Source organism: Pseudoalteromonas sp. APC 3358 (genome assembly GCF_030408075.1).
Classification (GTDB): Bacteria; Pseudomonadota; Gammaproteobacteria; order Enterobacterales; family Alteromonadaceae; genus Pseudoalteromonas; species Pseudoalteromonas arctica.
In genome coordinates this window covers 424,472-445,745 of sequence record NZ_JASDCE010000003.1, presented here as the reverse complement: position 1 = coordinate 445,745, position 21,274 = coordinate 424,472, and the positions used below count along the sequence as shown (strand labels likewise).

General features: G+C 40.4%; 26 protein-coding genes. 16 read left to right on the top strand and 10 right to left on the bottom strand.

Annotated elements, in window-relative coordinates; all coding sequences use genetic code 11:
• Positions 1 to 50: 50 nt before the first annotated feature.
• The 5 genes from serA to metK form a co-directional block, all read right to left on the bottom strand.
• Positions 51 to 1,280, bottom strand: a complete 1,230-nt coding sequence (gene serA, locus QL995_RS07135; RefSeq protein ID WP_007584756.1) for a phosphoglycerate dehydrogenase — start codon at positions 1,278 to 1,280, stop codon at positions 51 to 53.
• A gap of 9 nt (positions 1,281 to 1,289) precedes the next feature.
• The gene (gene rpiA, locus QL995_RS07130; protein ID WP_010554417.1) at positions 1,290 to 1,943 is read right to left on the bottom strand and encodes a ribose-5-phosphate isomerase RpiA; all 654 of its coding nucleotides are present in this window, start codon (positions 1,941 to 1,943) and stop codon (positions 1,290 to 1,292) included.
• 53 nt (positions 1,944 to 1,996) lie between these two features.
• Positions 1,997 to 2,593, bottom strand: a complete 597-nt coding sequence (locus QL995_RS07125; protein ID WP_290293833.1) for a 5-formyltetrahydrofolate cyclo-ligase — start codon at positions 2,591 to 2,593, stop codon at positions 1,997 to 1,999.
• 18 nt (positions 2,594 to 2,611) lie between these two features.
• Entirely contained in the window at positions 2,612 to 3,160 is a 549-nt protein-coding gene (locus tag QL995_RS07120; protein ID WP_290293832.1) for a hypothetical protein, read from the bottom strand.
• 175 nt (positions 3,161 to 3,335) lie between these two features.
• A complete protein-coding gene (gene metK, locus QL995_RS07115) occupies positions 3,336 to 4,487 on the bottom strand; it encodes a methionine adenosyltransferase (protein WP_101164183.1) in 1,152 nt (383 codons plus the stop codon).
• 304 nt (positions 4,488 to 4,791) lie between these two features.
• On the opposite strand from metK, the gene tkt reads away from it, so the two are divergent.
• The 5 genes from tkt (at position 4,792) to QL995_RS07090 (ending at position 9,718) form a co-directional block, all read left to right on the top strand.
• Positions 4,792 to 6,783: a transketolase gene (gene tkt / locus QL995_RS07110; protein WP_290293831.1), complete on the top strand. Its 1,992-nt coding sequence runs from the start codon at positions 4,792 to 4,794 to the stop codon at positions 6,781 to 6,783.
• Positions 6,784 to 6,967: 184 nt separating this feature from the next.
• Positions 6,968 to 7,282 carry a pyrimidine/purine nucleoside phosphorylase gene (locus QL995_RS07105; RefSeq protein WP_002958974.1) on the top strand — a complete coding sequence of 105 codons (315 nt, stop codon included), beginning with the start codon at positions 6,968 to 6,970 and terminating at the stop codon, positions 7,280 to 7,282.
• 177 nt (positions 7,283 to 7,459) lie between these two features.
• Complete coding sequence (raiA, locus tag QL995_RS07100; RefSeq protein ID WP_007584763.1) at positions 7,460 to 7,816, top strand: ribosome-associated translation inhibitor RaiA; 357 nt, start codon at positions 7,460 to 7,462, stop codon at positions 7,814 to 7,816.
• A gap of 202 nt (positions 7,817 to 8,018) precedes the next feature.
• Complete coding sequence (locus QL995_RS07095; RefSeq protein WP_290293850.1) at positions 8,019 to 9,194, top strand: divalent metal cation transporter; 1,176 nt, start codon at positions 8,019 to 8,021, stop codon at positions 9,192 to 9,194.
• Positions 9,195 to 9,265: 71 nt separating this feature from the next.
• Positions 9,266 to 9,718 carry a GNAT family N-acetyltransferase gene (locus tag QL995_RS07090; protein ID WP_290293830.1) on the top strand — a complete coding sequence of 151 codons (453 nt, stop codon included), beginning with the start codon at positions 9,266 to 9,268 and terminating at the stop codon, positions 9,716 to 9,718.
• 21 nt (positions 9,719 to 9,739) lie between these two features.
• Here QL995_RS07090 and QL995_RS07085 read toward each other — a convergent pair whose 3' ends face one another.
• The 5 genes from QL995_RS07085 to QL995_RS07065 all read right to left on the bottom strand — a co-directional run bounded on the left by QL995_RS07085 (position 9,740) and on the right by QL995_RS07065 (position 13,542).
• Positions 9,740 to 10,597 carry a hypothetical protein gene (locus QL995_RS07085; RefSeq protein ID WP_149606559.1) on the bottom strand — a complete coding sequence of 286 codons (858 nt, stop codon included), beginning with the start codon at positions 10,595 to 10,597 and terminating at the stop codon, positions 9,740 to 9,742.
• 191 nt (positions 10,598 to 10,788) lie between these two features.
• The gene (locus QL995_RS07080; RefSeq protein WP_290293829.1) at positions 10,789 to 11,211 is read right to left on the bottom strand and encodes a hypothetical protein; all 423 of its coding nucleotides are present in this window, start codon (positions 11,209 to 11,211) and stop codon (positions 10,789 to 10,791) included.
• 1 nt (position 11,212) lies between these two features.
• Positions 11,213 to 12,400 (bottom strand): VWA domain-containing protein, encoded by a 1,188-nt coding sequence (locus QL995_RS07075; protein WP_290293828.1) that lies wholly within the window; start codon positions 12,398 to 12,400, stop codon positions 11,213 to 11,215.
• A gap of 1 nt (position 12,401) precedes the next feature.
• The gene (locus tag QL995_RS07070) at positions 12,402 to 13,250 is read right to left on the bottom strand and encodes a MoxR family ATPase (RefSeq protein ID WP_024610526.1); all 849 of its coding nucleotides are present in this window, start codon (positions 13,248 to 13,250) and stop codon (positions 12,402 to 12,404) included.
• A gap of 52 nt (positions 13,251 to 13,302) precedes the next feature.
• On the bottom strand, positions 13,303 to 13,542 hold the full coding sequence (locus QL995_RS07065) for a DUF1653 domain-containing protein (RefSeq protein ID WP_024594065.1): 240 nt from the start codon (positions 13,540 to 13,542) through the stop codon (positions 13,303 to 13,305).
• A 60-nt stretch (positions 13,543 to 13,602) separates the two neighbouring features.
• On the opposite strand from QL995_RS07065, the gene QL995_RS07060 reads away from it, so the two are divergent.
• From QL995_RS07060 to rpoS, 11 genes are all read left to right on the top strand, one after another.
• Complete coding sequence (locus QL995_RS07060; RefSeq protein ID WP_010554439.1) at positions 13,603 to 14,082, top strand: DUF2947 domain-containing protein; 480 nt, start codon at positions 13,603 to 13,605, stop codon at positions 14,080 to 14,082.
• 74 nt (positions 14,083 to 14,156) lie between these two features.
• Positions 14,157 to 14,792, top strand: coding sequence for a hypothetical protein (locus tag QL995_RS07055; protein WP_290293827.1), 636 nt, complete (start codon positions 14,157 to 14,159; stop codon positions 14,790 to 14,792).
• Positions 14,793 to 14,829: 37 nt separating this feature from the next.
• A complete protein-coding gene (gene ftsB / locus QL995_RS07050; protein WP_007584772.1) occupies positions 14,830 to 15,117 on the top strand; it encodes a cell division protein FtsB in 288 nt (95 codons plus the stop codon).
• On the top strand, positions 15,107 to 15,808 hold the full coding sequence (gene ispD, locus QL995_RS07045; RefSeq protein ID WP_290293826.1) for a 2-C-methyl-D-erythritol 4-phosphate cytidylyltransferase: 702 nt from the start codon (positions 15,107 to 15,109) through the stop codon (positions 15,806 to 15,808). The genes ftsB and ispD overlap by 11 nt, the downstream gene beginning before the upstream one ends.
• Complete coding sequence (gene ispF / locus QL995_RS07040; protein ID WP_010554441.1) at positions 15,805 to 16,302, top strand: 2-C-methyl-D-erythritol 2,4-cyclodiphosphate synthase; 498 nt, start codon at positions 15,805 to 15,807, stop codon at positions 16,300 to 16,302. Before ispD ends, ispF begins: the two co-directional genes overlap by 4 nt.
• The gene (locus QL995_RS07035; RefSeq protein WP_197237022.1) at positions 16,299 to 17,351 is read left to right on the top strand and encodes a tRNA pseudouridine(13) synthase TruD; all 1,053 of its coding nucleotides are present in this window, start codon (positions 16,299 to 16,301) and stop codon (positions 17,349 to 17,351) included. Before ispF ends, QL995_RS07035 begins: the two co-directional genes overlap by 4 nt.
• Positions 17,332 to 18,096, top strand: coding sequence for a 5'/3'-nucleotidase SurE (gene surE / locus QL995_RS07030; protein WP_007584778.1), 765 nt, complete (start codon positions 17,332 to 17,334; stop codon positions 18,094 to 18,096). The genes QL995_RS07035 and surE overlap by 20 nt, the downstream gene beginning before the upstream one ends.
• Complete coding sequence (locus QL995_RS07025; protein WP_007584780.1) at positions 18,086 to 18,724, top strand: protein-L-isoaspartate(D-aspartate) O-methyltransferase; 639 nt, start codon at positions 18,086 to 18,088, stop codon at positions 18,722 to 18,724. The genes surE and QL995_RS07025 overlap by 11 nt, the downstream gene beginning before the upstream one ends.
• A 9-nt stretch (positions 18,725 to 18,733) precedes the next feature.
• Positions 18,734 to 19,312 carry a YqaA family protein gene (locus QL995_RS07020; RefSeq protein WP_007584782.1) on the top strand — a complete coding sequence of 193 codons (579 nt, stop codon included), beginning with the start codon at positions 18,734 to 18,736 and terminating at the stop codon, positions 19,310 to 19,312.
• 41 nt (positions 19,313 to 19,353) lie between these two features.
• Entirely contained in the window at positions 19,354 to 20,178 is an 825-nt protein-coding gene (locus tag QL995_RS07015; protein WP_165736245.1) for a peptidoglycan DD-metalloendopeptidase family protein, read from the top strand.
• Positions 20,179 to 20,213: 35 nt separating this feature from the next.
• Positions 20,214 to 21,188: an RNA polymerase sigma factor RpoS gene (gene rpoS / locus QL995_RS07010; RefSeq protein WP_007584786.1), complete on the top strand. Its 975-nt coding sequence runs from the start codon at positions 20,214 to 20,216 to the stop codon at positions 21,186 to 21,188.
• Positions 21,189 to 21,274 lie beyond the last annotated feature (86 nt).

Sequence of the window (21,274 nt, the reverse complement as noted above, 5' to 3'; positions counted from 1 at the left end):
GTCACTTAATGAAGTGACCCTTTTTGATATTAGAATAGCTGATTAAATTACTAATGCAGAATACGTGCTCTAATTGTACCTTCAACTGCGCTTAGTTCTTTAAGTGCTACTTCAGATTGATCTGTATCTACATCAATAACTACATAACCAATAGATGCGTCTGTTTGTAGGTATTGCGCAGCAATGTTAATACCGTGCTGTGCAAACGCTTGGTTAATTTGCGTTAGTACACCTGGGCGGTTGTGGTGTACGTGTAATAAACGGCTACGATTAGCAAGCTCAGGCAGCGATACCTCAGGAAAGTTAACAGCTGTAATAGTTGAGCCATTATCTGAGTATTTAGCCAGTTTACCCGCTACTTCAATACCAATGTTTTCTTGTGCTTCTTGTGTAGAACCACCAATGTGCGGCGTTAAAATAACATTGTCGAATTGGCGCAGTGGCGATACAAATTCTTCATCGTTAGATTTTGGCTCAGTAGGGAACACATCGATTGCTGCACCACTTAGTTTTTTCTCTGTTAGTGCTTCTGCAAGTGCATCAATATCAACAACAGTTCCGCGTGAAGCGTTGATCAAAATAGATCCCTGCTTCATAACAGCAAGTTCTGCACTACCAATAAGATTTTTAGTTTGCGGTGTTTCTGGTACGTGTAAACTAATAATATCAGAGCGTTGTAATAGCTGAGTTAGGTTGTGAACTTGTTTTGCATTACCGAGTGATAATTTATCTTCGATATCGTAAAACTCCACGTTCATACCGATATTTTCAGCCATAATACCTAGCTGAGTTCCAATGTGACCGTAGCCAATAATACCTAATGTTTTACCACGTGCTTCAAACGAACCATTTGCTGTTTTTAACCAGCCACCACGATGAGCCGCTGCATTACGCTCTGGAATACCGCGTAATAAAAGTAGGATTTCACCAAGTACAAGTTCAGCAACTGAACGAGTATTAGAAAATGGTGCGTTAAATACAGCAATACCGCGTTCGCGTGCTGCATCTAAATCAACTTGGTTTGTACCAATACAAAAACACCCAACAGCAACTAGCTTGTCAGCTGAGTCTAATACGGCTTGGTTAATATGAGTACGAGAACGAAGTCCTACAAAGTGAACATCTTTAATGCGCTCTTTTAATTCGTCCTCAGGTAAGGATGTTTTAACGTAGTCGATATTGCTGTAACCGTTACGTTTTAGCGTTTCAACAGCGCTTTGGTGAACACCTTCAAGCAAGAGAATTTTAATTTTGTCTTTTGCTAACGATACCTTACTCATAACCTCATCCTATTTAATTTGTGGCCCATTTTTAGTACCGATAATCACTTTATCAGCACCACGTATTGCAAATAGGCCGTTGGTAACTACGCCAACAATTGAATTTATTTGTGCTTCAAGTTGTTTAGCATTGGTAATTTTTAAGTTAAATACATCTAATATAACGTTACCGTTATCGGTAACTACGCCTTGGCGATAAACAGGGTCACCACCAAGCTTTAATAATTCTCGTGCAACGTAGCTGCGCGCCATTGGAATAACTTCTACCGGAAGCGGGAAGTCGCCTAATGTTTTTACTAATTTGGTGTCATCTACAATGCACACAAATTGTTTAGCTACAGCGGCTACTATTTTTTCGCGAGTAAGGGCTGCGCCGCCACCTTTAATCATTTCGTTTTGATCGTTTATTTCGTCAGCGCCGTCAACGTATACATCTAAAGCAGCAACGTTATTAAGCTCAAATACTTCAATACCTAACGCTTGTAGGCGCGCGGTTGAGGCTTCTGAACTTGATACAGCGCCTACAATAGTGTCCTTTACTGAGCCAAGGGCATCAATAAAGTGATTAACAGTAGAGCCTGTACCCACACCTACAATAGTGTTTTCTTTTACAAACTCGAGTGCTGCCCAAGCAGCTGCTTTTTTTAATTCATCTTGTGTCATTGCTTTGTGCTCATGTATGTCAGAAATATGCGGTTAGTAATCAAATTTAATTGTTACCAACAGTATGTTTTATCTGGGGTGATAATGGTTTTAAGTGGTACATCCCACGACTCGATTGGTAGGGCCTCAACTTTTTGGCATTCATGTGCAAGGCCAATTAGTTGTGGTTTTTGCCAATTTTGTTCGTGCAAACGCGCCAATGTCCGGTCGTAAAACCCACCTCCCATTCCTAGGCGATTACCTTGTTTATCAAATGCAACTAATGGCATAAGAAGGTAATCAAGCGCTGGTAATGGGCATATCTCAGAGCAATTCAGCTTAGGCTCCAAGATACCATAGCGATTTGCCTTCATGGGTGAGTTTTTTTCATAACGTTGAAAGAGTAAATTAGCCCCGTTAAAGGGGTGTATTATAGGGAGGTAAACTTTATGGTTTAAGTTCCATAACTCTTTAATTAACAATGAAGTGTCTAGCTCCCCATCGTTACTTAAGTAAATGGCAATATGCTTTGAATTCGTTGTTTTTTCGCTTTTTAAATGTTGAATAAAATTCATTTTTAGCGATTGCGCAGCAATTATTTGCTGATTATTTGACAAGTTTTTACGGGTGTTACGAATTTCTGCTCTTATTTTTGCGCGTTTATTACTCATTAAATTAATTAGCCATTCTTAAAAAGAGAATAAATCGGGAAAAATTAAAAAAACAACCAGTACGACTAGCAAAATTGTGGCAGTTGCAATCAATGAATATAAAAGTAAGTTGCTGCGTTTTTTAGGAGGCGCTAAATCATCATCTAGCATTAGATCGTCACCTTGCCATTCGTCAATACTTTCGTCTGGTGCTTTTAATTGAGCTTCAGGAAGGCGTTGCTCTAACTCGTCTAACTTTTCTTCAAGGCGAATTAAGCTGCTAGTGATGTAATCGAGTGCATCAAAAATACGTTCGTCACGTTGGTTGTTATTTGCAGCAGGGGTTGAGCCATTTTGAATGATGTTTGAAACAGCTTGAAGCTTACTTTTAATGCCTAAGCCTGCTAGTAACTTAGCCTGTTTTAACGCTTTGTCTTTATCGCTTGGTGCAAACAGCGGCTTACCTTTAAAAAAAAGAGCTACTTTTTCATCTGACGTTTTTAATTTTGCAGCTAAATTTGTACATGCTGTTTTTATGTCAACGTTATCGGCAAGTCCTGCAAATATAACGCGAAAGTTATCGGCCATTTAACTGTCCCTAAAGCTTTTATAATGAAATGAGTATATACCTAAAGTACAAAAGAATTCGAGGTCGATTTAATAGTTATTTTGTAGACGCTCTACAAACAATATAGCGAATAAGTTTTAGATGCAAAAACGGCCCTTAAAAGGGCCGTTTTTAATTTACTACAACAATTTTGGCTTAAAGGCCAGCAGCTGCGCGAAGTGCGTCTGCTTTATCTGTACGTTCCCAAGGGAATTCGTCACGACCAAAGTGGCCGTAAGCCGCTGTAGGAAGGTAGATAGGGCGCTCTAAATCAAGCATTTGAATTAAGCCGTAAGGGCGCAGGTCAAAATGTTCACGAATAAGCTCGATTAAACGGCTTTCTTCTAGCTTGCTTGTACCAAACGTTTCAACGCTGATAGAAGTAGGCTCTGCAACACCAATTGCGTAAGAAACTTGTAGCTCACACTTGTCAGCAAGACCAGCAGCAACAATGTTTTTAGCAACGTAACGTGCAGCGTATGCTGCTGAACGGTCAACTTTTGATGGATCTTTACCAGAGAAAGCACCACCACCGTGACGAGCCATACCACCGTATGTATCTACAATGATTTTACGACCAGTTAAACCACAGTCACCCATTGGTCCGCCAATTACAAAGCGACCTGTTGGGTTAATGAAAAACTTAGTTGCACTTGTGATAAGTTCTGCAGGAAGTACCGGCTTGATGATTGTTTCCATCACCGCTTCTACTAAATCTTTTTGCGAAATGTCTTCGCTGTGCTGAGTAGAAAGCACTACAGCATCAATACCTACAGGTTTGCCATTTTCGTATGCAAAAGTAACTTGAGATTTTGCATCTGGACGTAACCAGTTAAGCTCGCCGCTTTTACGAACCTCAGCTTGGCGCTGTACTAAACGGTGTGAGTAAGTAATTGGGGCAGGCATTAGTACTTCTGTTTCGTTACATGCGTAACCAAACATTAAGCCTTGGTCGCCAGCGCCTTGCTCTTCTGGGCTAGTACGGTCAACACCTTGGTTAATGTCAGGAGACTGTTTACCAATAGTGTTTAAAATTGCACATGAATCGGCATCAAAGCCCATGTCTGAATTTGTGTAGCCAATGTCACGAATTGTTTTACGTGTAATTTCTTCGATATCAACCCATGCGCTAGTAGTGATTTCACCACCAACCATAACCATACCGGTTTTTACGTAAGTTTCGCATGCAACACGGGCATGAGAGTCTTGCTCTAGGATAGCATCAAGTACCGCATCAGAGATTTGATCGGCGATTTTATCCGGATGACCTTCAGAAACTGATTCAGAAGTAAATAAATGTTTTGCCATTATAATTCTGCTCACAAATATTGCGCTTCACAAACGTCGGTATTAGCGCTAAAAAATTAAGGGGCGTATTTTATCGAAAACAAAACACCTTGCATAGTGTTTTTACGCCTAGACGTCTAAATAAAATTACTAATAACTTTTTGGTCTTAAAAAATATTCATAATGCCTCACTTTTATAGGGTTTTTAATTGCACACAGCCCCCACAATAAGTAAGAATGGTCGGTATAAACGAACCCAAGTTACTTGGGTGCATAAACAAACACATAAATACCCGCGCAAATACACATAAAGGTAGGAGAATTCATGCCATCTCGCAAAGAACTTGCAAATGCTATTCGCGTCTTGTCAATGGACGCAGTACAAAAGGCCAAATCTGGTCACCCTGGAGCCCCTATGGGCATGGCTGATATCGCAGAAGTATTATGGCGCGATTATCTAAAACATAACCCAACGAATCCAGAGTGGGCTGACCGTGACAGATTTATTCTTTCAAACGGCCACGGTTCAATGCTTATCTATTCTCTATTGCACCTAAGTGGTTACGACTTACCACTGGACGAAATTAAAAACTTCCGTCAAATGCATTCTAAAACACCAGGTCACCCTGAATATGGTTATGCACCGGGAATCGAAACTACTACGGGTCCATTAGGTCAAGGGATCACAAATGCCGTAGGTATGGCAATTGCTGAAAAAGCGCTAGCTGCACAGTTTAACCGTGAAGGTCACGATATTGTTGATCACTTTACCTATGCATTTATGGGCGATGGCTGCCTTATGGAAGGTATTTCTCATGAAGCAGGTTCACTTGCAGGCACATTAGGTCTGGGTAAACTTGTTGCATTTTGGGATGACAACGGCATTTCAATCGATGGCGAAGTAGAAGGTTGGTTTACAGATGACACGCCAGCTCGCTTTAAAGCATACGGTTGGCATGTAGTTAGTGGTGTTGATGGCCACGATAGCGATGCTGTAAGTGCTGCAATAGCAGAAGCAAAAAGCGTTACCGACAAGCCTTCACTAATTTGTTGTAAAACAATTATTGGTTACGGCTCACCTAATAAATCTGGTAGCCACGATTGTCACGGTGCACCACTAGGTGATGACGAAATTAAAGCGTCTCGCGAATTTTTAGGTTGGACTGGCGATGCTTTCGAAATTCCTGATGATATTTACGCACAGTGGGATGGCAAAGAAAAAGGTCAACAGCTTGAATCAAGCTGGGACGAAAAATTTGCAGCATACGCAAAAGCATACCCAGAGCTTGCAGCTGAATATAAGCGTCGTATTAATAACGAACTGCCTGGCGATTGGGCTGAAAAATCTCAAGCGTACATTGAGCAATTACAAGCAAACCCTGCAAACCCAGCGTCTCGTAAAGCATCGCAAAATGCATTAAACGCATTTGGTCCGTTATTACCAGAATTTATGGGTGGTTCAGCCGATTTAGCAGGCTCAAACTTAACAATTTGGGATGGCTCTAAAGGTTTAACACGCGATGATGCAAGCGGTAACTACATTTACTACGGTGTACGTGAGTTTGGTATGTCGGCAATTATGAATGGTATTGCCCTTCATAAAGGCTTTATTCCTTACGGTGCTACGTTCTTAATGTTTGTTGAATATGCAAAAAATGCTGTACGTATGGCTGCATTAATGAAGCAACCAAGCATTTTTGTATACACGCACGATTCAATTGGTTTAGGTGAAGATGGTCCAACTCACCAACCAGTAGAGCAAATTGCAAGCATGCGTTTAACGCCTAACTTATACAACTGGCGTCCATGTGACCAAGTTGAGTCGGCAATTGCATGGCAACAAGCTATTGAGCGTAAAGACGGTCCTACATCGTTAATCTTTACTCGCCAAGGTCTTGAGCAACAAGCACGTGACGCACAGCAATTAAGTGACGTTAAAAAGGGTGGTTACATCCTTAGCTGTGACGGCAACCCAGAGATCATTTTCATTGCAACGGGCTCTGAAGTGCAACTAGCACAAGATTCAGCAAGCGAACTACGCAGCCAAGGTAAAAAGGTACGTGTTGTATCTATGCCATGTACTGATGCCTTTGAAGATCAAAGCGCAGCATACAAAGAAAGCGTATTACCGGCATCTGTTTCACGCCGCGTAGCAGTAGAAGCTGGTATTGCTGACTACTGGTACAAGTACGTAGGCCTAAACGGCGCAGTAGTAGGTATGACTACCTTTGGTGAGTCAGCACCTGCAGGCGAGCTGTTTGAGCACTTTGGTTTTACAGTGGCAAACATTGTAAGCAAAGCAAACGAGCTTTTTTAATCGCTTTGATTAAATAAAGTAAGTAATTGAAAAACCCGCACATGTTGCGGGTTTTTTTATGCCCTTACATGAAGCAACTTCACCTTGATCAATGCAGCTTTCCTTGCAAGAAAGTAAGCTATCAGGCAAGGTAGTGCGATAAAATTTATAAATAAAAATCTTAAATTAATAGCAGGAGCTAAAAATGCCAAAGTTCGATAACGTGAGTGTAGTAAAAAAAGCCAATGTATATTTTGACGGAAAAGTGTCGAGCCGTACCGTTATTTTAGGTGATGGCGAAGCGAAAACGTTAGGTTTTATGCAACCAGGTGAGTTTGTTTTTGATACAAACCAAAAAGAGTGCATGGAGCTTTTAGCTGGCCAATGGGATATTTTATTACCAGGTGCAAGTGAGTGGAAAACATTTAACGCGGGTGAATCGTTTAATGTTGATGCAAATGTAAGCTTTAAAGTAAAAGTATCTGATTTTGCTGACTACTGTTGTTCGTACACAGATTAATCAGTACAGCTAGACGTCTGAAAGCCCATGCACTATGGGCTTTGCATAAACTTTGCGCAACTCATGATTTAAATCACCAAAAACCGCAAATAAACCTCAAATATCTCTCTTTTTTCCTTGTGTTAATCTAAATAGCCCCCAATACTATTTATGAGGTAACAAATAAAAGGATACCCTATGAAAATTAATCTTTCTGGTCACCATGTTGAAGTTACTGACTCTATTAGAGAGCACATCAACGAAAAATTTTCAAAAATCGAGAGCCATTTCCCATCGCTTATTGCACTCGAAATTATTTTGTCTAAAGAACATCATAAAATCCAAGCTGAAATTAGCACTAATTATGAAGGCACGCGCATATCGGTAAAAGGGGAAAACGAAGTTATGTACCCTGCCATTGCAAGTGCAGCTAAAAAACTCGATGCAGCACTAAAACATCGAAAAGGGCAGATAAAAGCAAACTTACACGAAAAGCCTGTTAGCACTACACCTGAAATCGCACACGAGATCATCCAAGAGATGGATCTTAAATAAAATTTAGTCACAAAGTATTGTAAAAAAGAGCCGTATGGCTCTTTTTTATTGCCTGTAATTTAGGTAAGTTATGCGTTCTTGCAGTTTATTAATTATAAAAATTAATAAAAAGAACACACAACACACATATTTTGAGAAATTAATGCACACAACAAAAGCAGTATGGAAGTCTCGACTAGGTGCGCTTGGGCCTGGAATACTCATGGCAACAGCCGCTATTGGCGGATCTCACCTAGTTGCCTCTACGCAAGCTGGGGCAATATTTGGCTGGCAATTATTTTGGCTTATCCTCGTTGTTAATGTTTTAAAGTACCCGTTTTTTCGCTTTGGTATGGAATACACACTCGCCACTAAAAATAGCCTAGTGGAGGGCTATAAAAGCAAAGGCCCGTTTTACTTCTACAGTTTTATTGGCTTAAACATTGTTGCCGCTGTTGTTAATACCGCCGGCGTATTACTACTTACTGCAAGCCTGCTGCATTACGCCTTACCTATTGTTATTGAAGTAACCTTGCTTTGTTGGATGCTGCTGGGTGTATGTTTAGTTATATTGCTACTTGGACACTTTAAAGCGCTAGATAACGTTGCCAAAGGCATTATGGGGCTGCTTACGCTCGCTACTTTGATTGCCCTTGCCATTGCATTTAGTAACGGCCCAATGGCACCTGCTGACTATGTAGGCCCTTCACCGTATGAACTTGCCATGCTTAGCTTTATGGTCGCTTTAATGGGCTGGATGCCAGCCCCTATCGAAATATCTGCATTAAGTTCTTTATGGCTAAAAGAAAAACAAGCGCAACAAACAGTTTCTAAAAGCCAAGGCTTGTTCGATTTTAACGTAGGCTATTGGCTTACAGCTGGCTTAGCCTTGGTATTTTTTAGCTTAGGTGTATTAGTGCAGTACGGGCAAACCAGTAGTATAGAGCTCGGCGGCGTCGCGTTTGCCAAGCAGCTTATTGATATGTACGCATTAACAATAGGCGAGTGGGCAAGGCCGCTTGTATCAGCAATCGCCTTTTTATGTATGTTTGGCACTACACTCACCGTGCTTGATGGCTACGCCCGTACGCTTAACGAATCTCATAAACTACTTGGCTTTAAGCAATCAAAACACAGTCTAAATATTTGGTTAATACTACAAGCACTTGCCGGTATGGCCGTTATTTTATTTTTTAAATCAGCCCTTGGCCCCATGCTTACGTTTGCTATGACACTTTCATTTGTTACAACGCCTGTATTTGCATGGCTCAACTTTAGCCTTGTGCGATCAGAGCCTGCTATTAAGCATAGCGTTTTACTACGTAGTTTAACGTGGTTAGGGCTAGTTTATTTAGTAGGTTTTGCTGTCGCTTTTGTAGTGTGGAAACTAGCATTCTAAATACAGCCACTTACTTTAGGGTTTTAATTAAAGCCCTAAAGCATTAAATTCTAGGATTAAACGAGGTATAAATGGATATTAGAATAGGTGAGCTTTCAAACCCACACGTTATAAAATTACTACAAGCGCATCATAACGATATGCTAAAGCACTCACCCGTTGAGAGCGTACATGCACTTGATGTGAGCAAACTCACTCAGCCCGACATAACTTTTTATAGCTTATGGATTGATAATAATTTAGCGGGTGTTGGCGCTTTAAAAGCGCTTAATGCCACTCATGGCGAAATTAAATCAATGCGCACATCAAGCAACTATTTACGCCAAGGCATCGCTGCTAAATTGCTCACGCATATTATTGAGCAAGCGACCTTGCGAGGTTATAAAAAGTTAAGCTTAGAGACCGGCACGGCAAAGGCATTTTTACCCGCACAAAAGCTTTACGCTCAATTTGGTTTTAAAGAATGCGAACCATTTGGTGATTATGAGTTAGATCCTTACAGCTTGTTTATGGAGCGCACTTAGTAAGAGGTTGCTTATAATTAGCTATAATTTCTCATAAGACTTTTTCAATGTAGTTAGCATGGTCTGTATCTCCTCTGCTCTGACTCTTAAGGTATGTAATAATACTAAGTCAATATTACTGTTTTGGACGGAGTCAGTTTGGAGCAATCGATTGAGTTCATCAACATTGCTAATTGATTCATCTAAATAACTTTTTTTCTCAGTTAGCATTGTAATAATTGAGCTTAATTCGGCATTCTTAACATTTAAGCCTTCTAAAATCACATTGTTAAGTTTTACAGTTTTTGTTTCATTTTGAAGTTTATTAGATAATTGACTGTTCTCTAATGTAATTCGTGATATGTCGTTTTCGCTAGCAGATAGTGTTTCTTTGAGTTTATTAGCTTTATCTTGGTATATACCAATTTCAGTAAGTGAGTTTGATAGTTTTTCTTTTTCCTGAAAAAGCTCAATTTTAAGTTCATTTTCTTTCTTTTTTACATCTTCATTATTATTGGCTAGTCCATAAACTTTTGACTTTAAATTGGCGATTTCTTCAATCGCTATGGAGTGCTCTTCTGATGAAATCATTTCTTTCCAGCCATGCTTATGAAGCCACTGATTATATTTATTCTCAGCAAACCGTTTCAAAAACTCCACAAAGTTATTGATCCAAGGAACAAATACTACTATGACTATAGCGATAAATAGCGGTATGAAAATGTCCCACTTAAAAGGGATATTTTGAAGTTTTAAACTAGGCTTTAAGGGCTCATAAATAAACCAGTAAATAGCCTTCCAATTCCAAGTGCACGAAACCCAAAAATACGTAAATATGAAAGGGCTTGCTAGCCGCTCTCGAAATAAATCAATAATTCCATTTTCTGTTTGTTGAGTCATAATCTTGTCATTCCATTAGTTTTAGGCATATCTAATTTTAGATTGTTAAATTAACTCAGTTCTTTTATCACCTTACCTATTACACCTAAATCCAGCTGATATATTCTGTTATCTACAGCTACTTTATAAAGTTAATTTATAGTGCAGCCAATGCTCAACGAGTTATGAGCTAAGCCAATCTAGCCTAATTGTTACTCATTTGAGTAAACAATAATTTCGTCAGAATTTGGTAATTTATAAAATCCAACATTTTTTGATTGCTTACCCATGAAATCAATAGCATATTTCATCTCTGCAATTGTTCTTACTGTAGAAAATTTATCTTTAAAACATGCTGAGAATTCGTATGTGAAAGATGTTGACTGATCATAACCTCCCAGCTCTAAAAGGTTATACTCAGTAAAAGGATCTGGTCCTAAAATTTGATGAGAGGTAATAAAAGGCACTCTAGAGTCTTGTGATTTCCAATCATTCAAGCATTTAGCTTCAACATTGCTTGCTAATAAATAAATGCTTTTATCCTTTTTAGAGTCACTTATAAAGTTAATAATAAAAACCAAATTTATAATAAGTGATGCAAACAAAACTAATTTTAATATATTTCTATTATTCACTTTAACTCAGCTCTTTTATCGCTCTACTTATCCCATCTAGACTAAGGGCATACATGCGGTTGTTCATTAACTCTTTTATAAAGCCAATTGATTGATAGTACGGCCAGTGTTCAACCGGTTGTGGGTTGAGCCACGCGACTTTATCAAAGTGGTTTGTTATACGTTGTAACCATGCACTGCCGGGCTCTTCATTGTAGTGTTCTACCGAGCCGCCCGCATAAGCTATTTCGTAAGGGCCCATAGTGGCATCGCCAACAAATATGACTTTATAGTCGCTGGTAAATTTATTAATCAGCGTCATGGTGTCTATTACGTTTGAATGGCGGCGCGCGTTGTCTTGCCAAACGTGCTCGTATAAACAGTTATGAAAGTAGTAAAACTCTAGGTGTTTAAACTCGCTGTGGGCGGCGCTAAATAGCTCTTCGCAGGTATGAATGTAGTCATCCATTGAGCCGCCAATATCAAACAGCATCAATACTTTTACTGCATTGTGGCGTTCGGGTGCCATTTTTACATCAAGCATGCCGCCTTGTTTTGCAGTAGCGCGAATAGTCTCGTTTAAATCCAGTGTGTCGCTTGCGCCAGTGCGGGCAAACTTACGTAACTTTTTAAGGGCGAGTTTAATTGTGCGCGAACTAATTTCTCTGTCGGTGTCGAGGTTTTTGTATTCTCGTTTATCCCACACCTTTACTGCTTGGCGGTTACGGTTGCCGTCTTGCCCTATACGCACGCCTTCTGGGTTATAGCCGTATGCACCAAAAGGTGATGTACCGCCAGTACCCACCCATTTATTGCCACCAGCGTGGCGTTTTTGTTGCTCTTCTAAACGCTCTTTTAGGGTTTTCATAAGCTCGTCGAGTCCGCCCATGGCTTTAAGTTGAGCTTTTTCTTCATCGCTTAGGTTTTTTTCAAACTCTTTACGTAGCCAATCTTCAGGTAAGTTGTGTTGTTGCTTTAAGCTCTCGAGCAAATCAAGATCGGCAATACCGCTAAAGTAGTCGCTAAAGGCTTTGTCGAAGCGATCAAAGTGCGTTTCGTCTTTTACCATTATGGTGCGTGCTAAATGGTAAAAGGCGTCTACGTCGGCAAATATAACGCCTTTTTTTAAGGCGTTTATTAAATCGAGTAGCTCGCGCAGGCTTACCGGTAAGCGGTATTCACGCAGTTTGAAGAAAAACGCAATCAACATCTTAACGGCGGCTCATAAAGGCTAATTTTTCGATTAGGCTGATGTCTTGCTCATTTTTAAGTAATGCGCCAAACATGGGCATTAAACCGCCTTTTTTAGCTTTATCGTGCAGTGTTTTAGCGTCTATGTCTTCAGCCATTAAAAGCTTTAACCAGTCGAGTAATTCGCTCGTGGATGGCTTCTTTTTAAGGCCGTTGGCTTCGCGCAAGTTAAAAAACACCTCAAGTGCTTGGCGTACTAAATCCTGTTTAACGTTAGGGTAGTGCACGTCAATAATTTGCTGCATTTCGTCGCTGCTAGGAAAATCAATATAATGAAAAAAGCAGCGGCGTAAAAAGGCGTCCGGCAATTCTTTTTCATTATTTGATGTGATGATCACAATAGGGCGCTCTTTTGCGACAATGCGTTCATTAGTTTCGTAAACATGAAACTCCATTTTATCAAGCTCAAGTAGTAAGTCGTTTGGGAACTCTATATCGGCTTTGTCTATTTCATCAATTAATAATACGGGGCGTTTGCCGTTAAGCTCTGCATATGTAAACGCTTGCCAAAGCTTCCCTTTAACTATGTAGTTACTAATGTTGTGTACACGTTCGTCACCTAATTGGCTGTCGCGCAGGCGCGAAACCGCGTCGTACTCGTATAAACCTTGCTGCGCTTTAGTGGTCGATTTTATGTGCCACTGAATAAGCGTGGTATCTAAGCTTTTAGCTAACTCCTCAGCCAGCATGGTTTTACCTGTGCCTGGTTCGCCTTTAATTAAAAGTGGTTTTTCGAGCATAATAGCAGCATTTACAGCTTGTTTAAGCGCGCTACTCGCTATGTAATTGTCAGTTGAATTAAATTGCACGGTGTACCCTTGTCTGGTCTGAGCAGTAAGTTATTTTGTTATAATGCCATAGTTAAACGGCAGGTCCAAGGTAGGCGAAACGCTGTATGACCTCACCTTCTTTTTCAACAGTTTCTAAAAACATACTAAGTGGGCGCGCCCACATACCAAATTCACCATATAGCGCTTGATAAATCACAAGCTGCTCCTCGGTTTCGCTATGGGTGGCAACATGAACAACTTTGTATTGCGGCCCTTTGTAGTGTTGGTATATGCCTGGTTTGAGTGAAAGTGGTTTTATTGCTGTAGTCATGTTTTGATCTCTTGTATAATTTGGCTTTGCACTTTTAATGTTAACTAATTTGCCAATACTATGAACTATATTTCGCTAGATGATTACAAAAAAGCATGGGTTTTTCGTCATAAAGACTTACCTGTATCAGATGAAGACGCAGTAAAAATAAAGCCTATGGGAGATGAGCGCGCAGCCGTACTTTGGACAACCATGGTAAGCCGTGAGTTTGATCACCCCGATTTTTTTGAAGACACCGATTGGTGTGGCCAAGAAAAAAGCTTTAGCCAAGAAGTAGATTGGCAAGATGCGTGGGAAAATGGTGATGCGCAACCACCAGAAGCAATCTTAACGTTTTTAGATTGGGAAGCTAACACCACTGTTTATTTTTGTATGGCACGCGATAATATTATCGAAACAACATTTGATGTATTTAAACGCAATTGGCAAAACTTTATGTTTTTAGCTGATGGCAGTTTGCTGATTGGTAAAAAGCGTAATACGGTTGTGCAATTTTTAGAATCAGGTAAAGCAAAATTAGGTGAAAAGCCAAGCGCTTAATTAGTGCGCTGCGCTTAAAAAATATTCAATACTGTGTTATAAAACATTTACCTGAATATTTTTGAGTACAGCTTTTGGTCGCTAAAAATCAGTCACTTGGTGCTCAGCAGCAAGTTGAAATTTGGCAAACTGATGCACAAAAAGTGTTGTATGCACAATTGTGTAATGCGTTTTATCAGCGTGAGGTTCAGCGATTAGTTGCAGAGCCTAATGCCGATAAACTGCGCCGTCAGTTAAAAAGCCTACCTTATTATATTGAGCGAGCTGCAACGTTAGTTGCCAATGCTGACACGCCTTTTACGCTGGACGCGCAAAATGGTACGTGGCTTGAAAAGCAAAAACTGACCCCACCCGATGTGAATGTTCAAGCTAATGAACTTTTTTATCAAACGTATGCCAAAGTGGGGCTTATAGTGCCCGTTATATTACATGGCTACGATCAGGTGCGTCTTAGAATAGACAGTATCGATCAGTTAGGCGAAAATAAGCTGCATTGTAACGAGCTTGGTTGGTTTGATTTTTTAGGAAATGGGCTAGAGCAGCAAAATGCTCAGTTAATAAAGCCAAGTAAAGTGAGTTTAACCGCTGCATGTTGCGGGCATCAGTGGCAATTTTCGAAGCGTTGTATGCCACGGGTTTTATCACTACGCGAAATGCTTTTAGCGGGTAGTATTAATTGGCGCAATTTAAAGCGCCCCTTAGCGTATTAAAGTTAAGGTATTTGGAATTTAAAATAAGGAGTGTTAAATGCGTATTTTTCAAGTTGGCTTACTGTGCTTAGCACTGTTTGTACAATACAGATTATGGTTTGGTCATAATGGTTTACAAGACTACACACGGCTAAAAGGTGCTGTAGCGTCGCATCAAGAAACCAACGAAAAGCTCATTAAACGTAATAAAGTACTTAAAGCCGATATTGAAGACTTAAAGCTTGGCCAAGAAGGCATTGAAGAGCGTGCACGCAACGAATTGGGAATGATTAAACCGGACGAAACATTTATTCGTGTTTTACCGGGCAAACAATATGACAAATAAACAGACTATTGCAGCAATTGTTCCTGCTGCGGGCGTTGGCAGTAGAATGCAGCACAATGCGCCTAAGCAATATATACAATTAGCCGGTAAAACCATTTTAGAACACACCTTAGCTAAACTTTCTCAATTATCTCAATTACGCACTATTGTTGTTGCCCTTAGCGACAGCGACCCCTATTTTGACGAACTCCCAATACTTGATAAGCGCATTGTTCGCGCCAGTGGCGGTAAAGAGCGTGCAGATTCAGTACTCAATAGCTTGCTTTTTTTAGCGCCTAACCCGCCTACATGGGTGTTGGTGCACGATGCTGCGCGTCCGCTAGTTAATATTAGTGATATAGAACGTTTAATTGATGAATGTATACGCGCTGATGAAGGCGGTATTTTAGCTAGCAAAGTAAAAGACACCATAAAACGCGGCCACACTCATGCCCTACAAACTGTGCCACGAGACGATTTATGGCAAGCACTTACCCCGCAGTTTTTTAAATATGACGAGCTTAAAAATGCATTGCAAAACGCATTAGCAAACGGGGCTACTATTACCGATGAAGCCAGTGCAATTGAGTGGGCGGGTAAACCGGTTAAGCTTGTAGCAGGTCGCAGCGATAATATTAAAATAACCACGCCAGAGGATTTAGACTTGGCTGGGTTTTTATTACATAAACAACAAAACGAGAGTGCATTATGATACGAATTGGCCATGGTTTTGACGTACATAAATTTGGCGGCGAAGGCCCGTTAACTATTTGTGGTGAAAAAATTGATTATCCACAAGGCTTTTTAGCGCACTCAGATGGCGATGTTGCTATTCATGCATTATGTGATGCTATTTTAGGCTCGCTTGCAATGGGTGATATTGGTAAGCACTTTCCAGATACGGCTAGCGAGTATGAAAATATCGACAGCCGTATTTTACTTCGCCATGTGGTGAGCTTAGCTAAAGAGCAAGGTTATGTAATTGGCAATGGCGATGTGACTATTGTTGCACAGGCGCCAAAAATGCTGCCACACATTCAAGCTATGCGTGCTAATTTAGCCAGCGATTTAAATTGTGACCTTAGCCAAATTAACGTTAAAGCCACTACTACCGAAAAGCTAGGCTTTGAAGGGCGTAGGGAAGGCATTTCTAGCCATGCGGTGGTTATTATGAGTAAAGAGCTTGCGAGTACAAAAAACGCATGAGCGATTTAAATTATTTATACGGTGCACCGCTTTCTAAAGCTGATTTTAAAACCACTGCTGAAGACTTTATGGTTGATGAAGACCTAGGTATAGAATTTACCGGCAGTGGCGAACACGTGTGTTTACAGGTGGTTAAAAAAGGCGAAAATACGCAATACGTTGCAAAGCTAATTGCACAACGTGCGGGTGTTTCACCGCGAGACGTAAGTTACGCCGGCATGAAAGATCGTCACGGAGTGTGCTCACAGTGGTTTAGTGTAAAAGTACCGATTAAAAAGCCTATCGATTTTAGCGATTTAAATAGCGAGAGTATTTTTATTGTGTCGCAACAGCGCCACGACCGTAAATTACGCACGGGCTGCCACAAAGGTAATAAATTTACGATTACGCTTCGTAATGTAACCAAGCCCCTTGATATTTTATGCCGTATTAACGCAGTACGCGCAGGCGTGCCTAATTACTTTGGCGAACAGCGCTTTGGGCATGGCGGTCATAACTTAGTAATGGCTGAAAAAATGTTTGCCGGGGAGCGCATTCGCGATAAAAAACTGCGCGGTATTATTATTTCAGCAGCGCGTTCTCATGTGTTTAATCAAATAGTAAATTTACGTGTTAAAGAGCATGGTTTAGCTAAAACAATGCACCGTGAAGTATTTATGCTCAGCGGCAGTAATGCATTTTTTGAAGATGCAATTAACGACGAAAACATAGAGCGATTAGCCACTGGCGATATTATGATGTCGGCACCTATGGTGGGTAAAAGCGAAAAAGGTTTAACCGAACAAGAAAAAATATGGCTTGAACCTTTCCAAACATGGTGCGATGGCTTGGGTGAGCTAGGCCTTAAAAATGAGCGCAGGATGCTGCGTTTAATTCCGCAAAACTTAACGGTTGAGACCATAGATGAAACCAGTTTAAAACTGAGTTTTGGTTTGCCAAAAGGGTGTTTTGCAACTGCATTATTACGTGAGCTGGTGGATTATAAAGATGCTAGCCCTCGAGAGCGCAAAGAAAAGGATAATGACATAAATGAAGATACTGTTAAGTAACGATGATGGCGTAAATGCTAAAGGCATTGCGGTTTTATATCAGGCGCTTATACAAATTGCAGATGTAACCCTTGTTGCACCTGATCGCAACTGTAGTGGCGCAAGTAATTCTTTAACATTAATGAACCCGCTACGAGCAACTACACTCGAAAATGGTTTTATGTCGGTTAATGGCACACCTACTGATTGTGTACATTTAGGTGTAAATCAGTTAGCTGATGAAAAACCAGACCTTGTTGTTGCTGGTATTAACCATGGTGCCAATTTAGGCGATGATACGCTTTACTCTGGCACTGTTGCAGCTGCAACTGAAGGTCGCCATTTAGGCTTACCTGCAATTGCGGTATCGCTTTGCTCACATAAAGGTGAGCATTTTGAAACAGCCGCTGCTGTTACCGTAAATATTATTAAAGGTTTGGCTTCGCATCCGCTTCCAAAAGATCAAATAATAAATATAAATGTGCCAGACATTCCATTAAGTGAATTAAAAGGGGTGCAAGTAACACGTTTAGGTGCTCGTCATAAAGCAGAAACCATGACCAAACAAACCGATCCTTGGGGTCGAGATATTTATTGGTATGGATCGCTGGGCATAGAAAGCGATGCAGGTGAGGGTACCGACTTTTACGCAATCAATAACGGTTATGCCTCTGTTACGCCATTGAGTGTTGATATGACAGCCAAAGACAGCCTAAAAGCAGTAGGAGACTGGTTAGCCGATTTGGAGATTAATCGTGCTCGCTAATTATACCCGCAGTGCAAAAGCGCTATCTGACTTACTAAAGCGCGAAGGCGTTGAAGATACACAAGTACTGAGTGCTATAGCTGATATTCCGCGACATATATTCGTAGACGATGTGCTAAAACACAAAGCTTATGAAAATACGGCGCTACCTATTGGGCAAGGGCAAACTATTTCCCAGCCTTATATAGTAGCGCGCATGACAGAGCTACTTCGCTTAGCTGGTGTGCGCAATAAAGTGCTGGAAATTGGTACTGGCTCTGGATATCAAACTGCAATATTAGCCAAAACGTTTACAAAGGTTTATTCGGTAGAGCGTATTAAAACGCTTCAGTGGCAGGCAAAGCGTCGATTGCAGCAACTCGATTTATATAATGTAACCATGAAGCATGGTGATGGTTGGCAAGGCTGGCAATCACAAGCACCTTTTGATGGTATTATAGTGACTGCTGCGGCCTCTAAAGTTCCGCAAGACTTACTTGCTCAGTTAGCCGATGGAGGCGTGTTATTAGCGCCGATTGGTGAGAGCGATCAAAAATTAGTAATGGTTATCCGCGAAGGCGATAATTATAAAGAGCATGTTATTGCTCCCGTTAGATTTGTGCCGTTAGTACCTGGCGATATTGAATAGGAATTCATTTTGAAGTTGTTTACCAAGTTATACGATATGGCCCTAGTGTGGGCAAAGCACCGCCATGCGGAACGTTATTTAGCTGCAATGAGCTTTGCAGAGTCAGTTTTTTTTCCAATACCGCCCGATGTAATGCTTGCACCTATGTCGCTTGCGCAACCCAAAAAAGCATGGCGTTTTGCAAGCTTTGCCACAATAGCATCGGTTGTTGGTGGAGTAGTTGGTTACTTGCTTGGGTTTTGGCTATTTGAACCCGTTGTTGAGCCATTGATTGCACAAATGCACTGGCAAGAAAAGTTTGATATCGCATTAAATTGGTTTAAAGATTACGGTGTTTGGGTTGTGTTTTTAGCTGGTTTTTCGCCTATACCATATAAAGTATTTACCATTGGCGCAGGTGTTTTACAAATGGCATTTTTGCCATTTTTACTCGCATCGGCGATTGGACGTGGTGCGCGATTCTTTTTAGTTTCAGCCTTAATGAAGTGGGGCGGGGCTAAAATGGAAGCAAAATTACGTCAATATATTGAAATACTTGGTTGGGGATTAGTGGTATTAATTGCGCTAGCGTACTTTTTATTGCGTTAAGCGTTAAAAATATCAATTGTCTAATTTGGGAGAAAAATACAATGAATAAACAGTTTTTACTGTATGTGACTATATTTGTTGGTGTTTTTCTTTCTGGTTGCTCTTCTCGCCATATTCCAGCGCCTGTTAGCAGCCTAAATAATAATGTTAATGATTTAGGTCATACCATTAACATAAATGGCGATATTTATAAGGTGCAAAAAGGTGATACGCTCTATTCGATAGCCTTTAGCGCCGGTAAAGATTTTAGATTACTTGCAAAAAACAATTCAATTCCATCACCTTACACAATTTTCCCTGGGCAAAACATCTCCTTAACCCCCAAGCCCGAAAAAACAAAAAGGGATGAAAAATATACGAATTTGAGTAAAAAGTCTATAAAAAACACACAAAAAAATAACATAATATTAAAGAAAGAGCTTGATCCTCCAAAACAACGAGAGTATGTTCAGAAACAAGCCAGTAACAAAGTTAGTAATACTAAACGTTTGTCGAGCAGTAAAGTTAAGTGGTTTTGGCCTGCAAAGGGCAAAATTACCAAACGCTTTTCTAATAAGGAAAACGGTTATAAAGGTTTACAGATTACTAATCGCAAAGGGGCTTCAGTCTTAGCTGCGGCACAAGGAACAGTGGTATACGCGGGTAACGCTCTACGAGGTTATGGTAGTTTAATCATATTGAAACATAATGATGATTACCTAAGTGCTTATGCACATAACTCGAAATTACTTGTTAAAGAAAAGCAGAAGGTTAAGGCAGGACAAAAAATAGCAGAAATTGGTAATTCAGAATCTCCGGTCACCGCGCTTCGTTTTGAAATTCGCTACCGAGGGCAAGCTGTCAATCCTGCTAAATACCTACCCTAATTTTCAGGTATTGATAATTGCTCGGGAGAAGGCTTATGGCTAGCGCAGCAAAACTTGACAAACACACTACGACTGACGAAAAATTCGATGACATCGCTGCTGATGAAAGCACAACTTTACTAGATAAAGTAGAAGACGATGAAATCTTTGCAAAAGAAGAAGTAACTAAAAATCTTGATGCAACCCAACTTTATTTAGGCGAAATTGGTTTTTCTCCTTTGCTTAGCGCAGAAGAAGAAGTGTTTTTTTCTCGCAAATCACTTCGAGGTTGTGAAGCCTCACGCAAACGTATGATTGAAAGTAACTTACGTTTAGTTGTTAAAATAGCACGCCGTTACAATAACCGTGGCCTTGCTCTACTCGATTTAATTGAAGAAGGTAACTTAGGCTTAATTCGCGCTGTTGAAAAATTTGACCCCGAACGTGGCTTTAGATTTTCTACTTACGCTACATGGTGGATACGTCAAACAATTGAACGTGCCATTATGAATCAAACTCGCACCATCCGCCTACCAATACATGTTGTTAAAGAGCTTAATGTTTACTTACGTACAGCGCGTGAATTAACTCAAAAACTTGACCATGAACCAACAGCTGACGAAATTGCAGCTTGCCTAGACAGACCCGTTGAAGACGTTACTAAAATGCTACGTTTAAACGAAAGAATAGCATCGGTTGATATGCCGATTGGTGGTGAAAACGACAGTGTACTGCTTGATATCATCCCAGATGAAAAAAGTGCAGGCCCTGAAGGCGAAGTACAAAATAATGATATTAATAAACACATTGTAGATTGGTTAGGTGAATTAAACCCTAAACAACGCGAAGTGTTAGCACGTCGATTTGGATTACTTGGCTACGAGCCATCTACACTTGAAGATGTAGGTCGTGAAATAGGCTTAACACGTGAGCGTGTAAGACAAATTCAGGTAGAGGCATTACGTCGTTTAAAAGACATTTTGCAACAAGAAGGTTTAAGTACAGATAGCTTGTTTAATCAGTTTTCGTAACTGGTTAAATAGTTTAAGAGACTATGTGTGTTAAAAAGCCGAAGAATTTATTCTTCGGCTTTTTTTATGCTTGTAAATTAGATGAT

Bases quoted from the DNA above. Each gene is read 5' to 3' on its own strand.
- surE (WP_007584778.1), top strand. From the start codon at position 17,332: ATGAAGATACTGTTAAGTAACGATGATGGCGTAAATGCTAAAGGCATT.
- tkt (WP_290293831.1), top strand. From the start codon at position 4,792: ATGCCATCTCGCAAAGAACTTGCAAATGCTATTCGCGTCTTGTCAATG.
- ispD (WP_290293826.1), top strand. From the start codon at position 15,107: ATGACAAATAAACAGACTATTGCAGCAATTGTTCCTGCTGCGGGCGTT.
- QL995_RS07125 (WP_290293833.1), bottom strand. From the start codon at position 2,593: ATGAGTAATAAACGCGCAAAAATAAGAGCAGAAATTCGTAACACCCGT.
- rpoS (WP_007584786.1), top strand. From the start codon at position 20,214: ATGGCTAGCGCAGCAAAACTTGACAAACACACTACGACTGACGAAAAA.
- QL995_RS07015 (WP_165736245.1), top strand. From the start codon at position 19,354: ATGAATAAACAGTTTTTACTGTATGTGACTATATTTGTTGGTGTTTTT.
- QL995_RS07065 (WP_024594065.1), bottom strand. From the start codon at position 13,542: ATGACTACAGCAATAAAACCACTTTCACTCAAACCAGGCATATACCAA.
- metK (WP_101164183.1), bottom strand. From the start codon at position 4,487: ATGGCAAAACATTTATTTACTTCTGAATCAGTTTCTGAAGGTCATCCG.
- QL995_RS07120 (WP_290293832.1), bottom strand. From the start codon at position 3,160: ATGGCCGATAACTTTCGCGTTATATTTGCAGGACTTGCCGATAACGTT.
- serA (WP_007584756.1), bottom strand. From the start codon at position 1,280: ATGAGTAAGGTATCGTTAGCAAAAGACAAAATTAAAATTCTCTTGCTT.
- raiA (WP_007584763.1), top strand. From the start codon at position 7,460: ATGAAAATTAATCTTTCTGGTCACCATGTTGAAGTTACTGACTCTATT.
- rpiA (WP_010554417.1), bottom strand. From the start codon at position 1,943: ATGACACAAGATGAATTAAAAAAAGCAGCTGCTTGGGCAGCACTCGAG.
- ftsB (WP_007584772.1), top strand. From the start codon at position 14,830: ATGCGTATTTTTCAAGTTGGCTTACTGTGCTTAGCACTGTTTGTACAA.
- QL995_RS07095 (WP_290293850.1), top strand. From the start codon at position 8,019: ATGGCAACAGCCGCTATTGGCGGATCTCACCTAGTTGCCTCTACGCAA.
- QL995_RS07105 (WP_002958974.1), top strand. From the start codon at position 6,968: ATGCCAAAGTTCGATAACGTGAGTGTAGTAAAAAAAGCCAATGTATAT.
- QL995_RS07090 (WP_290293830.1), top strand. From the start codon at position 9,266: ATGGATATTAGAATAGGTGAGCTTTCAAACCCACACGTTATAAAATTA.
- QL995_RS07075 (WP_290293828.1), bottom strand. From the start codon at position 12,400: ATGTTGATTGCGTTTTTCTTCAAACTGCGTGAATACCGCTTACCGGTA.
- QL995_RS07085 (WP_149606559.1), bottom strand. From the start codon at position 10,597: ATGACTCAACAAACAGAAAATGGAATTATTGATTTATTTCGAGAGCGG.
- ispF (WP_010554441.1), top strand. From the start codon at position 15,805: ATGATACGAATTGGCCATGGTTTTGACGTACATAAATTTGGCGGCGAA.
- QL995_RS07060 (WP_010554439.1), top strand. From the start codon at position 13,603: ATGAACTATATTTCGCTAGATGATTACAAAAAAGCATGGGTTTTTCGT.
- QL995_RS07035 (WP_197237022.1), top strand. From the start codon at position 16,299: ATGAGCGATTTAAATTATTTATACGGTGCACCGCTTTCTAAAGCTGAT.